The sequence below is a fragment of the Actinomadura chibensis NBRC 106107 genome, from assembly GCF_001552135.1.
Classification (GTDB): Bacteria; Actinomycetota; Actinomycetes; order Streptosporangiales; family Streptosporangiaceae; genus Spirillospora; species Spirillospora chibensis.
Map to the genome: position 1 here is coordinate 172,704 of NZ_BCQP01000028.1, position 12,209 is coordinate 184,912.

14 protein-coding genes are annotated in these 12,209 nt (G+C 74.6%); 10 read left to right on the forward strand and 4 right to left on the reverse strand.

Features of this window, described 5'->3' with window-relative positions; genetic code table 11:
- Positions 1–94: 94 nt before the first annotated feature.
- Positions 95–568 (forward strand): DUF4352 domain-containing protein, encoded by a 474-nt coding sequence (locus ACH01S_RS17140; RefSeq protein WP_067892291.1) that lies wholly within the window; start codon positions 95–97, stop codon positions 566–568.
- A 26-nt stretch (positions 569–594) separates the two neighbouring features.
- On the opposite strand, the gene ACH01S_RS17145 is transcribed toward ACH01S_RS17140, so the two are convergent.
- Positions 595–1,710, reverse strand: a complete 1,116-nt coding sequence (locus ACH01S_RS17145; RefSeq protein WP_246236606.1) for a WD40/YVTN/BNR-like repeat-containing protein — start codon at positions 1,708–1,710, stop codon at positions 595–597.
- Positions 1,711–1,845: 135 nt separating this feature from the next.
- Here ACH01S_RS17145 and ACH01S_RS17150 point away from each other — a divergent pair, with 135 nt between their 5' ends.
- Positions 1,846–2,568, forward strand: a complete 723-nt coding sequence (locus tag ACH01S_RS17150; RefSeq protein ID WP_067892292.1) for a hypothetical protein — start codon at positions 1,846–1,848, stop codon at positions 2,566–2,568.
- Here the strand turns inward: ACH01S_RS17150 and ACH01S_RS17155 are convergent.
- On the reverse strand, positions 2,561–3,049 hold the full coding sequence (locus ACH01S_RS17155) for a winged helix-turn-helix transcriptional regulator (protein ID WP_067892294.1): 489 nt from the start codon (positions 3,047–3,049) through the stop codon (positions 2,561–2,563). The two genes, ACH01S_RS17150 and ACH01S_RS17155, sit on opposite strands and share 8 nt — an antisense overlap.
- 286 nt (positions 3,050–3,335) lie before the next feature.
- Between ACH01S_RS17155 and ACH01S_RS44890 the strand changes: the two genes are divergently transcribed.
- From ACH01S_RS44890 to ACH01S_RS17170, 3 genes are all read left to right on the forward strand, one after another.
- On the forward strand, positions 3,336–3,869 hold the full coding sequence (locus tag ACH01S_RS44890; protein ID WP_067892296.1) for a hypothetical protein: 534 nt from the start codon (positions 3,336–3,338) through the stop codon (positions 3,867–3,869).
- A gap of 79 nt (positions 3,870–3,948) precedes the next feature.
- On the forward strand, positions 3,949–5,253 hold the full coding sequence (locus ACH01S_RS17165) for an NAD(P)/FAD-dependent oxidoreductase (RefSeq protein WP_083980785.1): 1,305 nt from the start codon (positions 3,949–3,951) through the stop codon (positions 5,251–5,253).
- Between the two features lie 155 nt (positions 5,254–5,408).
- Positions 5,409–6,710, forward strand: coding sequence for a cytochrome P450 (locus tag ACH01S_RS17170; protein ID WP_218010289.1), 1,302 nt, complete (start codon positions 5,409–5,411; stop codon positions 6,708–6,710).
- 28 nt (positions 6,711–6,738) lie between these two features.
- Here the strand turns inward: ACH01S_RS17170 and ACH01S_RS17175 are convergent, their stop codons facing one another.
- Positions 6,739–7,773, reverse strand: a complete 1,035-nt coding sequence (locus tag ACH01S_RS17175; protein ID WP_083980786.1) for a sigma-70 family RNA polymerase sigma factor — start codon at positions 7,771–7,773, stop codon at positions 6,739–6,741.
- 127 nt (positions 7,774–7,900) lie between these two features.
- Here ACH01S_RS17175 and ACH01S_RS17180 point away from each other — a divergent pair, with 127 nt between their 5' ends.
- Complete coding sequence (locus tag ACH01S_RS17180; RefSeq protein ID WP_067892299.1) at positions 7,901–8,755, forward strand: SAM-dependent methyltransferase; 855 nt, start codon at positions 7,901–7,903, stop codon at positions 8,753–8,755.
- Positions 8,756–8,895: 140 nt separating this feature from the next.
- Positions 8,896–9,480, forward strand: coding sequence for a TIGR03086 family metal-binding protein (locus ACH01S_RS17185; RefSeq protein ID WP_067892301.1), 585 nt, complete (start codon positions 8,896–8,898; stop codon positions 9,478–9,480).
- A gap of 9 nt (positions 9,481–9,489) precedes the next feature.
- Here the strand turns inward: ACH01S_RS17185 and ACH01S_RS17190 are convergent, their stop codons facing one another.
- On the reverse strand, positions 9,490–10,524 hold the full coding sequence (locus ACH01S_RS17190) for an aldo/keto reductase (RefSeq protein WP_067892303.1): 1,035 nt from the start codon (positions 10,522–10,524) through the stop codon (positions 9,490–9,492).
- 111 nt (positions 10,525–10,635) lie between these two features.
- Here ACH01S_RS17190 and ACH01S_RS17195 point away from each other — a divergent pair, with 111 nt between their 5' ends.
- From ACH01S_RS17195 to ACH01S_RS17200, 3 genes are all read left to right on the forward strand, one after another.
- Positions 10,636–11,253, forward strand: a complete 618-nt coding sequence (locus tag ACH01S_RS17195) for a DUF6084 family protein (protein WP_148344303.1) — start codon at positions 10,636–10,638, stop codon at positions 11,251–11,253.
- A 94-nt stretch (positions 11,254–11,347) separates the two neighbouring features.
- Positions 11,348–11,479 (forward strand): hypothetical protein, encoded by a 132-nt coding sequence (locus ACH01S_RS46000; RefSeq protein ID WP_255220201.1) that lies wholly within the window; start codon positions 11,348–11,350, stop codon positions 11,477–11,479.
- A gap of 13 nt (positions 11,480–11,492) precedes the next feature.
- Positions 11,493–12,017 carry a DUF892 family protein gene (locus ACH01S_RS17200; RefSeq protein WP_067892307.1) on the forward strand — a complete coding sequence of 175 codons (525 nt, stop codon included), beginning with the start codon at positions 11,493–11,495 and terminating at the stop codon, positions 12,015–12,017.
- Positions 12,018–12,209: the final 192 nt, after the last annotated feature.

Below are 12,209 nucleotides of genomic sequence, written 5' to 3' on the forward strand. Positions count from 1 at the left end.
TTTCAGGGCATGCTCTCATGATGGAGCTTTCAGAGCACAGCCCAGAAAGGCGTGCCTCACAGTGCGCACGCCTACCCCCTGAAGGAGTCTTCTCATGCGCAAGATCATCATCGCCGTGGGCGTGGCCGCCCTGCTCACCGCCGGGTGCGAGGCGGCGGAGGACCCGGTGCCCGTCCAGTCGTCCGGGGGCGCCAAGGCGGGCGCGGAGGAGACGAAGAAGGGCGGCGGCGCCAAGGTCCCGATCAAGCTCGTCGCCAAGCGGGCCAGGGCGAAGAAGAGCGTGCTGAGCGACGGCGGCGCCATCTCCTGCGTGAAGGTGCAGGTCACCAACCAGACCAAGAAGCAGCTTGAGGTGAACCCGCTCTACTTCTCGATCACCGACACGAGCGACACCAAGCACGACGCCACGTCGGCGCTCGGCGAGTACGAGGGGGAGATCGCCACCACGAGCCTCGCCCCCGGCGAGAAGGCCACCGGGATGGTCTGCGCCAAGGGCAGGTTCCAGCCGAAGGTCATCGCGATGACCAACCCGCTGTTCTCCGAGGCCGCCCGCGCGACGGTCGCCTGACGGGCGCCGCTACCGGTCGTGTCCGGCTATCCGGTGACGGAGACGGTGAGGCGGGCGGCGCGGCCCTTCTCGCCCGCCGCCCAGCAGGCGCCGTCCGGGGCGCAGTCGACGGTGTCGAAGCTGCCCGTGTCGAACCGCGTCCAGGACCGGCCGCCGGTCAGCGTGAGGTCGCTGCCGGTCGGGCCCACGGCCAGCGCGATCGGGCCGCTGAAGCCCGGCCACACGACGCCGGACCGGTACTCGGCGGGCGGACGGTCCGCGGCGCGCCAGGTGCGCCCGCCGTCGCTGGTCGTCGCGGCGGCGGTCGGGGACGGCTCGCCCGGCCGGTAGTCGCCGCCCACCGCGATCCCGTGCCGGGAGTCGCGGAACGCCACCCCGAACACGCCCTGCGACGGGCTGCTCGGCAGCGGGGTGTCGGCGGCGGTCCAGGTGCGGCCGCGGTCGCGGGAGTGGAACACGCGGGCGCGGGCGCCGCCGCCGGTGGCGAGCCACACGTCCCGCTTCCCGAGGCTGACCAGGCACTGGCCGCTGGCCGCGAACCCGGCCTCGCCCTCCAGCGCGGGCGGCATCCCCTTCGGCGGGAGGACGCGCCAGGAGCGCCCGCCGTCGCTGGTCGAGATGATCCGGAACCGGCCGTCCACCGGGTCGCTCATGGCGAGGCCGTGCCGGGGGTCGAAGAAGGTGACGCAGTCGTAGAACGCCTTCGGCTCGTCGTTCTTGAAGCCGAGCGTCCACGTCCGGCCGCCGTCCGAGGTGCTGTAGACGCGGGACGCCTCGCCCTCGCCGATCGCGAGCACCACGGCCCGGTTCGCGTCGAACGCCTCGACGTCGCGGAACTCCAGGCCCGCCGCGTCCGGCGGGGCGACGTTCCGCCAGGTGCCGCCGCCGTCGGTCGTCCGCAGCACGGTCCCGCCGCTGCCCGCCAGCCAGGCCGTCTTGCGCCCGACCGCGGCGAGCCCGCGGAACCGGGCGTCCGAGCCGGTCGGGGTGAGCCGCCAGGACGGTCCGCCGACGACGGGCTGCGGCCGCGCGCCCCCGCCGGCCTGCGCGTGCGCCGTGCCCGGCGCCAGCAGGGACGCGCCCACGACCGCGCACACTCCGGCGAACGACATCTTCCGGGCGAAGGCCCGCATCGGCTTCATACCGCGCAAGCTAACGAAGGATGATCAAGCCGTCCAGACCCGGATGGAACGGCGTCGATCGGGCTCGCGTCCCACGGGCACGGATGGTGATCGCGAGGAAGGGCCGGGTGACGGCGGATGTCCCGACGGCGGGCGATGGCGGTACTGCTGGGGCTGACCACGTCGGCGGGATGCGGGCCGCCGTCCCCGGGGAGCGCGGCGCTGCCGGGGAGCCCGCAGCCGTGCGCCTCGCGGACGCGGCCCACCGGGACGCCGCCGCCCGAGCCGGCGCCGACCGAGCCGACGCCGCCCGCGCCGACGCCGACCGAGACGAAGCTGGCCTGGCGCGCGGAGGAACTGCCCGGTGGGGCGGTGCGGATGACGATCGGGGACGTCGCCGCCGCGCCCCGCGCCGGGGACGCCGTCCGCGTCGCCGACTACCGGGCCCCCGCCTCGTCGAGCGACTGCGACCGCGTCCGGATCGTCCGGGCGCGCGGCTGGTGGTGCGCGACCACGGTGCGCGGGATCCGGGTGTCCGGGGAGATCGTGGTGGGCGGCGCCGAGCCGCGCGCCCGGATCGAGGGCGGCGGCTTCGGCACCCGCTGCGCGGGCCCGAGGCCCGGCCGGATGCGGCAGGTGTACCGGGTGGAGCGCGACAGCTGGAGCGGCTGGCGCGGCTACGGCCCGGCGCGGGCCACCGCGTGGACGACCGGGCCGGAGCAGTCCGGGCGGACGCCCGCCGAGGCGTGCCCGGCCGGACGCGTCGGCACCTACAACTACCGGCTCACCGTCCGCGTCGAGATCGAGGGCGCGACGGTCGGCGACTCGCGGGCGGCCGCCCCGCGGATCCGCGCCGACTGCGGGACGGGCGTCAGCTGACCGCCGCGCGGTAGGCGGCCTCGACCCGCTCGGCGACCGGCGCGGCCGCCGGGTCGGGGCGCGGGACGCCGAGGTGCGTCTCGCGCAGCTCGTCCATGAAGTCGGACCACATCGCTGGCCCGCCGCGTTCGAGCAGCTCGGCGCGGACGCGCAGCCCCTCGGTCGTCGGCCGGTGCCGCACCCCCCACGCGCCGAGGTGCACGAAGACGGGCACGAGCTGGACGGCCGCCTCGGTGAGGCTGTAGGTGGCGCGCTGCCCGGGCCCGGCGTCGTCGCGGGTGAGCAGGCCGTCGCGCACCAGCCGCTTGAGCCGGTCGGCGAGGATGTTGGACGCGATGCGCTCCTCCGAGCCCGCCTGCAGCTCGCGGAAGTGGCGGCGGCCGGCGAACATGATGTCGCGCAGCACGAGCAGGCTCCACCGGTCGCCGAAGATCTCGACCGTCGCGTTGATCGGGCACCCCGACCGCGGTCCGTCCTTCATCTCGCCTCTCCGTCTGCTTGCAAACCTGAAGCGGCAATTTCAGCCTACAAGAGCGGACCGGAGCACGTGCCCCGCCCCGCGGCGGCCTGGCACGATGCGGGCCGCGGGGGAGCCGAACGCCATTCTTTGTCACGCGCCGAGTTCTCTCCGTGACGCCCCGGCCGGTAATTGGAGCGTTTCAGAAATGCGGGGTTGTGGGCGCCTCGCGGTTAATGTTCGATGGGATTCGCTAAAGGGCCGAAGCGTGACAATTGATTGAACATTGAATCAGCAGAGGAGACCGACCGTGGACGAGCCGCCGCGCCCCGCCGGGACCCCCGAGACCGCCGCCGCCCGGCCGGGCCCGGCGCCCCGGCTCGACGTCGGCAGGCCCGTCCCGGTCCGGCTCGGCGGCGACCTCGCCGCCCGCGTGGACGCGGCGCGGCAGGACGGCGAGTCGCGCGCCGCGGCGATCCGGCGGCTGCTCGGGGAGCGGCTCGGCGGCCGGGCGCTGACCCGCGCGTCCGCGCGCCGGGCGCTGCTCGGCATCGGCGCGGGGCTCGCCGGGGGCGATCCGGTCACCGGGTCGCCCGCGCACCACCGCGCCCTCGCGACCCTGCTGGACGACGGCGGCGCCGGGCTCGCCATGCGCCCGACCGTGGACGGCGTCGCCGAGACCGTCGAGCACGGCGTCGAGCACCTCGTCCGCCTGCTCGCCGCGGACGACGCCGAGCGGGACCGCATGCGCCGGATCATCTGGGGCGAACTGGCCGGCCGCGCCGCCAAATGGGCCGGGCCCGGCGCGGAACGGCTCGGCTCCGACGCGGATTCCGCCGACTAGCGCGGCGCGGTTTTCCGGGACGTCCTCCGGGTATTCGAATCGACGGTCCGGAAGGGGGACCGTCCGGGAGGGGGACGGCGTGCGACGGCCAAGGATCGTGATCGTCGGGGCGGGGTTCGCCGGGTTCGAGGCCGCCCGCACGCTGGCGCGGCTCGCCCGCGGCCGGGCGGACCTGGTGGTGCTGAACCCGACCGACTACTTCCTCTACATGCCGCTGCTGCCCGAGGTCGCCGGGGGCCTGCTCGACCCGCGCCGGGTCGCGGTGTCGCTGACCGGCGCGCTGCCGGGGGTGCGGCTCGTCCTCGGCGAGGCGGACGGCATCGACGTGGACGCCCGCACCGTCCGGTACGCGGACCCCGAGGACGGGCGCGGCGAACTCCGCTACGACCGGCTCGTGCTCGCCGCCGGGAGCGTCAACAAGCTGCTGCCGATCCCTGGCGTGGCCGAGAACGCGCACGGGTTCCGGGGCATCCCCGAGGCGCTCTACCTGCGCGACCACGTGATCAGGCAGACCGAGCTCGCCGACGCCGCCGAGGACCCCGCCGAGCGGGCGGCGCGCCGCACGTTCGTCGTGGTCGGCGCCGGCTACACGGGCGTGGAGGTGACGGCGCACGGCGCGCTGCTCACCGCCGCGATGTGCCGCCGCCACCCCCGGCTGCGCGACGACCCGCCGCGCTGGATGCTGCTCGACGTCGCCCCCCGCGTCCTGCCCGAGCTGGACGAGCGCCTGTCCCGCACGGCGGACCGCGTGCTGCGGCGGCGCGGCGTCGACGTCCGCATGGGCACGTCGGTCGAGACGGCGACGCGGGACGGGGTCCGGCTGACCGACGGCCGCGACGTGCCGACCCGGTCGCTGATCTGGTGCGTGGGTGTCCGTCCCGACCCGCTGGTGGCGTCGCTCGGCCTGGAGACCGCGCGGGGCCGCCTCGTCGTGGACGAGTACCTCAACGTCCCCGGCCACCCCGAGATCTTCGCGTGCGGCGACGCCGCCGCCGTCCCCGACCCGAACCGGCCGGGCGAGTTGACGTCGATGACGGCGCAGCACGCCGTCCGGCAGGGCAGGCGCGCGGCCCGCAACGTCGCCGCCACCTACGGGACGGGCGTGCTGCGCCCCTACCGGCACCACGAGCTCGGGTTCGCCGTCGACCTCGGCGGCACGCAGGCCGCCGCGAACCCGTTCGGCGTCGCGCTGTCCGGTCCGGTCGCGAAGGTCGCGACGCGCGGCTACCACCTGCTGTCCCTGCCGGGGAACCGCGTCCGGACGGCCGCCGATTGGGCGCTGAACGCGGTGCTGCCGCGGCAGCTCGTCCAGCTCGGGCTGGTGCGGTCGCCGAGCGTCCCGCTGGAGACGGCGGCGCCGGAGATCCCGCTGATTCCGCACTGAATTCCGCCCGCCGCCGCGAATTCCGGTGCCGCCGGACTGGTTCTGCTGCGGCCGGAGGTGGATCATGTGAGAATCACGCCGGACCGAAGTCCCGACGCGGGAGAGCGCACATGCGAGGCGACGGCACCACCCCAGCGCGTATCCCCGGACCGCCGGTGGCGGACGACGGAGCGGCCGCCATTGTCGCGGCGGGCGGGCTGCACAACTACCAGCTCATGCTGCACGCCGAATACGGGCCCGTGGTGCGTTTCCCGCTGCCCGGCGCCGACCTCGCGGTCTCGATCGCCGACCCGGTTCTGCTGGAGGCCACGGCGGGAATCGACAAACGGCCGGAGAAGCTGTTCGAGTTCCTCGCGCCGCTCCAGGAGTCGGGGAACCTGCAGACCATTCCGGCCGACGAGCACGGACCGTGGCGGCGCGTGATGCTGTCGGTGCTCGCGGGGCGCCCGTCGCACGAGGCGCATTTCGCGCGCTTCACCGCGCTCGCCGCCGAACTGGCCGACCGGTGGGCCGAGCACGCGGCCGACGGCCCGGTGAAACTGCAGAAGGATCTGAGCGAACTGTCGCTGCGCATGATCTGCGAGTACGCGCTCGGCAGCGGCCTTGGCTCGGACGGGTCCGCCGGACGGGTCGTGGCGGCGTTCGAGGACGTCCTCACCGAGCACCTCGCCCGGCTCTACCAGGTGGACGCCCCGGGCAGCGGCGAAGCCCGCGCCACCAGGGCGGACGAGGCGCTCGCCTACCTGCGCGCGACCGTCGACCGGGTCCTCGCCGCGCACCGCGCCGACCCCGCCGGGGCCGACCGCAGCGACATGATCGCCGCGCTCGTGGCGGCGGGCGAGTCCCCGGCGCGCATCCGCGACTCGGTGCTGATGACGATGCTGGCCGCCCACCACACGACGGGTGTCGCCATTTCCTGGACGCTCTACCTGCTGTCCCGGCACCGGGACGCCGCCGAACGCGTCGCCGCCGAAACCGACCGGGTGCTCGGCGACCGGGACGTCCCCGAATACGGCGACCTGAAGAGGCTGACCTATCTCGACTCGGTGCTCAGGGAGTCGATGCGCCTCTACCCGCCCGGCCCCTACGGGGCGCGCGAGGCCACCGAGGACCTGATCATCGGGGAATACGCCGTCCCGGCGGGCACGACCATTTTCTACCCGTTCTGGGCCGTCCACATGAACCCCGAGTACTGGCCCGAGCCGCACCTGTTCGACCCCGGGCGGTTCACGCCCGAGGCGTCCGCCGGGCGTCCGCGCTTCGCCTACATTCCGTTCGGGCTCGGGCCGCGCAGTTGCGAGGGCGCCGCGCTCGCGATGGTCGAGGCGCAACTCGTCCTCGCCATTCTGCTGAAAAGGTTCCGCTTCCGGCCGGCGCCCGGGCAGAACGTCGTGCCCATCGAGCGTTTCGTCCTGTGGGCGGCCGAGGACATCCGAATGGACATAACCCCGCGCTGAAACCCCGCGCTGAAACCGGGGCGCGGCGTCAGCTCACCCAGGTGAGCAGGGCCTCCCCGTGCCGGGGGTCGCGGAGCTGGGCGAGCGCCTGCTGTTCCAGCTGGCGGACCCGCTCCCGCGTCAGCCCGATGCGGTCCGCGATGTCCTGCAGCGTGTGCGGGCGGCCGTCGTTCAGCCCGTAACGCAGCGTGAGGATCACCGCCTCGCGCGGCGGCAGCCGGTCGACCATCGCCCGGACCTCCGCCGCGAGCTGCTGGAACTCGACTAGGTCGGGGCCGGCGGCGGCCGGGTCCGCGATGAGGTCGCCCACCCGGGTGTCGTCGTCCCGGCCGATGACGGTGTCCAGGCTGACGACGTCCCGCGCCACCCGGCGCAGCGAGACGATCTTCTCGACGGACTCGCCCGCCTCGGCCGCGACCCGCTCGTCCGTCGGCTCCGTGCCCGCGTGCTCCAGCGCCCGCTCGATCCGGGTGAGCCGGGACAGGTCCTCGACGACGTGCGCGGGCAGCCGCACCGTGCGGGCCTTCTCGGCGAGGCCGCGCCCGATCGCCTGCCGGATCCACCACATCGCGTAAGTGGAGAACTTGTAGCCTCGCGCGTAGTCGAACTTCTCCACCGCGTGGATCAGCCCGAGGTTGCCCTCCTGGATCAGGTCGAGGAACGACATGCCCCGGTTCGGGAACTTGCGCGCGGTCGACACGACCAGCCGCAGGTTGGCGCGGATCATGTGGTCCTTGGCGCGCTCCCCGTCGGCCGCGACCGCCTCCAGCTCCGCGCGGTCCCCGGCGGCGCCCACGATCTCGTCGTCGCCGGCCGCGTCGAGCAGGTGCCGCGCGTAGACGCCCGCCTCGATGCGCTTGGAGAGCTCGACCTCCTCGGCGGCGGTCAGCAGCTCCGTCCGGCCGATCTGGGTGAGGTACTGGCCCACCAGGTCCGGTTCGTCATCCGGCCCGTACGGCTCGGCCCTGCCGCGCCGCTCGGCCCCGCGCCGCTCGGCCCCGTGCCCCTCGGCCCCGCGGCGGGTCCCCGCCCTGCCGCGGCCTTCGGCTCCGCTCCGAACCATGGCCTTCCCCCTTCGGCCTGTGCGTCCGGCAGGTCACCCATACCCGCGAGATATCGGGACAATCCCGGCTGACCGCCCGGCGCGCGCTAACGTAGGGTGATCTTTCCCCCCGAGACGGGAGCGACTGGTGGACGCCGACCGTGAGCCGCAGCCGGTGGAGATCCGAGACGACGTGCCCGCTTCGGCCCGGGTCTACGGATGGGCCCTCGGCAGCAAGGACAACTACCAGGTCGACCGCGACTTCGCGCTGCAGACCGCGCCCGTCTTCCCCGAGTCGATCGACATCACCCGGCAGAACCGGCTGTTCCTGTACCGGGCCGTCCGGTACCTGGCGGAGGAGGCCGGGATCCGGCAGTTCCTCGACATGGGCTGCGGGCTGCCGACCGACAACAACGTCCACCAGGTCGCGCGGCGCTTCGTGCCGGACGCGCGCGTCGTCTACGTCGACATCGACCCGATCGTCCTCGTGCACGCCCGCGCGCTGCTCGCGGGCGACGGCTCCACCGTCGTGATCACCGCCGACTTCCGCGACCAGGAGAGGCTCCTCGACCACCCGGACGTGCGGCGGCTGATCGACTTCGACGAGCCGCTCGCGGTGCTGTTCCTGTCCGTCGGGCACCACCTCGTCGACGCCGACGACCCGCACCGCATCCTGCACACCGTGATGGACCGTGCCGTTCCCGGCAGCCACCTCGCGTTCTCCCAGGTCGTCATCTCCGACCCGGCGCGGGCCGCCGAGCTGGACGAGCGCATGAACACGGCGGGCATCCCGTGGCAGAACCGCAGCCGCGAGGAGGTCGACGCCCTGCTCCTGGACGGCCTCGAACCGGTCGAGCCGGGCCTCGTCAACCTGCTGCACTGGCGGCCGGACCCGGACCAGCCGCCGCTGCCGCCCGTCCCGGACGAGCTGGCGCCGTTCGAGGGCGCGTCGAAGATGGGGCGGGACATGTGCGAGTACGGCGGCGTCCTCCGCAAGCCCTGACCTGCGCGGTCATCGGGGGCGTCCGGAACGGCGCCCCCGCCGGGGCGGTGGACGATCACCGTCGCCGCACGTTCGGCGATGACTTTTCACCGTCCCGGCGGTCCAATCTGGTGAGGCCCGGCACCAGGATTGGAGCGCCCATGCACGAGCGGACGAGTGCGACCCGGCCCGCCCCCCGGGACGGCGGCCCGCTCGAACGGGCGATCGGCTTCGCGCTGACCTCCGTCCAGGGGGTCACGCCCGGCATGATGGCGCGCCGTACCCCGTGCGCGCTGTGGGACCTCGAAGCGCTCCTCCTGCACCTGCGCGACTCCCTCGCCGCGCTGCACGAGGGAATGAGCACCGGCCAGGTCGCGATGGAGCCGGATCCGGGGGTGCTGCTGGACGACGACCCGGTGTCGGCGGTGCGGGTCCGGGCGGTGCGGCTGCTGCGGGCGTCCGGGGCGCCGGAGCGGGTGGACGTCGGCGACCGGCACGTGGCGGGCGAGCTGATGGAGGCGGCGGGCGCGATCGAGGTGGCGGTGCACGGCTGGGACATCGCGCAGGCGTCCGGCCGCCGGAGGCCGATCCCGGCGCCGCTGGCGGACGAGCTGCTGCGGGTGTGCCCGATCGTCGTCCCGGCGGAGGCGCGGCGGCCGCTGTTCGCCGACCCCGTCGAGCCGGCCCCGGACGCCTCGCCCGGGGACCGGCTGGTCGCCTTCCTCGGCCGCCGCCCCCTCAACTGAGGGGACCGCTCAGCGGCGGCGGTTCTCCGGCTTGAGCGACGGGTTGCCGGTGAAGTGGTTGATGCTCGGCATGTCCGTGCCGGGCGGGACGACCTCGTCGATCGCGTCCAGCGTCGCCGCGTCGAGCCGGACGTCGGCGGCGCCGAGCAGCTCGTCGAGCTGCGCGAGCGTCTTCGGCCCGATGATCGTGGACGTGATCGCCGGGTGCTCGCCGACCCACGCGAGCGCGAGGTGGGTGAGCGACAGGCCCGCCTCGTCGGCGATCTTCGTGAGCCGCTCGACGGCGTCGTACCGGACGGGCACCGACGGGTCGTTGGCGATGGCGCGCGGGTCGGCGGCCATGATCCCGTCCGAGCCGAACCGGGCGCCCGCCGGGGTCCGCTCGCCGCGCCGGTACTTGCCGGTCAGCCAGCCGCCCGCGAGCGGGCTCCACGGGATCACGCCCATGCCGTGCCGCCGCGCCGCGGGCAGCACGCTCACCTCGACCGACCGCGCGAAGATCGAGTACTGCGGCTGCTCGCAGACGAACCGCGCGGTCCCGCGCCGGTCGGCCGACCACTGCGCCTCGACGATCCAGTCGGCCGGGAACGACGAGGAGCCGAGGTAGAGCACCTTCCCCTGCCGGACGAGGTCGTCCAGCGCGCCGAGGGTCTCGTCGATGTCGGTGTCCCAGTCGTACCGGTGCATCTGGTACAGGTCGATGTGGTCGGTGCCGAGCCGCCGGAGGCTGTCCTCCACGGCGCGGAAGACCCACCGGCGCGACCCGCCGCGCATGTTGCGGTCGTCGCCCATCGGGTTGAAGAACTTCGTGGCGAGGACGACGTCGTCCCTGCGCCCCTTCAGCGCGCGGCCGAGGATCTCCTCGCTGCCGCCGCGCGAGTACATGTCGGCGGTGTCGATGAAGTTGATCCCGGCGTCGAGCGCGCGGTAGAGCATGCGCTCGCACTCGCCCTGGTCGGATTCGGCGATCGAGCCGAACATCATCGCGCCGAAGCACTGGGTGCTGACCTCGACGCCGGTACGGCCGAGCTTGCGGTACTGCATGCGGACGACCCTCTCGGTTGGCGGACGTCCAGGACGTTACGCGCTGGAGTGCGCTCAAGGTCAAGGCCGCCGGATCACCCGGTGTCCGGCATGGCACCGGAAAATCTCCCCATGGTTCGCGGGCGGCCGGTCCCGGAGGTGTTTCGGGGCGTGCGCGCCGGGCAGTCCGCCTTCGTGACGATCATGAACGGGCCGCCGGACCTCGGCGTCGACCTGCTCGGGATCGAGGCCGGGACGTCCGGTTCGGCGCCGGCGCCGAGCCTGCGGCTCCGGCTGCGGCGGCTGGACGGCGGGCCCGTCCAGTGCGTCCTGCTCACCGCGACCGTGACGATCGCGGCGGGCCGCCGCGGCTACGACGACGCGGAGCGGGACCGGCTCGCCGCCGTGCTCGGCCCCCCGGCCGCCTGGCCGCCGGGCGGGCTGCCGTGGGCGCGGGTCGGCGCGACCGTCCCGACGTTCCGCGGCGGGACGGAGGCGGTGATCGCGCTGCCGTGCGGGCACGGCATGCCGGACGCGGCCGCACGGTACCTGGACGCGCTGCAGGGCGGGCACGTCCCGCTCGACCTCGCCTTCGACGGGACGGTCTTCTACCCCGGCGGGGACGGGTCGCCGCGCACCGGGCAGGCGCCCTGGCGGCACGAGGCCGCCGGGCTGCTCGCCGTCCGCACCTGGCGGGACCTCGCGGACCGCCGCGACGCCCGGCTCAGGCTGGACGAGCCGTCCAGGTGAACCGGCGGGCCGCACGGACGATGGCCAGGACGATGGGACGTCCGGGCTCACGTCGATGGAAACGCGCACGAATTCGCAGGGGGGAGGAAAGGACATGAGGAAGGGGAAGCGGGTCGGCCCGGCGCTGCTGCGGCTGACGATCGCCCTGATCGCGTTCGCGGCGGTCGCCGCGGTCGCGAAGGAGGTCCCCGCGCGGCGCCGCCGCCGCGGGCGCGCGTCCGGGTGAACGGGACCGGCGCATGACCACGATCGAGCGCCAGCTCGTCGGCTACCTGAAGGACGCGCACGCGCTTCAGGAGCACGTGGAGGCCGCCCTCAGCGAGATGCTGACCACGGCGGCGGGGGAGCCCGCGATGTGCGTTCCGCTCGGCCGGTTCGCCGAGCGGTGCCGGGCGCACACGCGGGAGGTGGAGGCGCGGCTGCGGGCGCACGGGTCCGCGCCGTCCGTCATCCGGGACGCGGGCATGCTGTTCGCGGCGGTGGCCGAGGCCGCGCTCGGGCGCAGCCGCGGCGACCGCGCCGGACGGCACATGCGGGACGCCTACGTCGCCGCCCACCTGCAGATCGCCGCGGGGGAGATGCTGCGCCGCGTCGCCGAGCGCGCGGGCGACCCGGAGACGGCGCGGGTCGCGGCGGCGATGTGCGACGACGCGTACGCGATGTCGCGCGAGCTGTCCGGGCTGTGGGACCTCGCGGTGGAGATGTCGCTCCGGCAGCACGGCGTCCGGGACATCCCGCCGCCGCCGCGCGCCGACGACCGGTGAGCGCGGGGTGGGGCTGTCCCCACCGGGCTTGACGGGCCAGCCGTAATGACGCGCCGCGGTCCCGCGCGATGGGATCGAACGCATGATCATCCAACGTTTCGCGGTCCCGCGCGCCGCCGTGGCGGTCGCCGCGCTCGGCCTCGCCGGGGCCGTCGGCTGGACCGGCGTCTGGGCGGGCACGGCAGCGGCCGC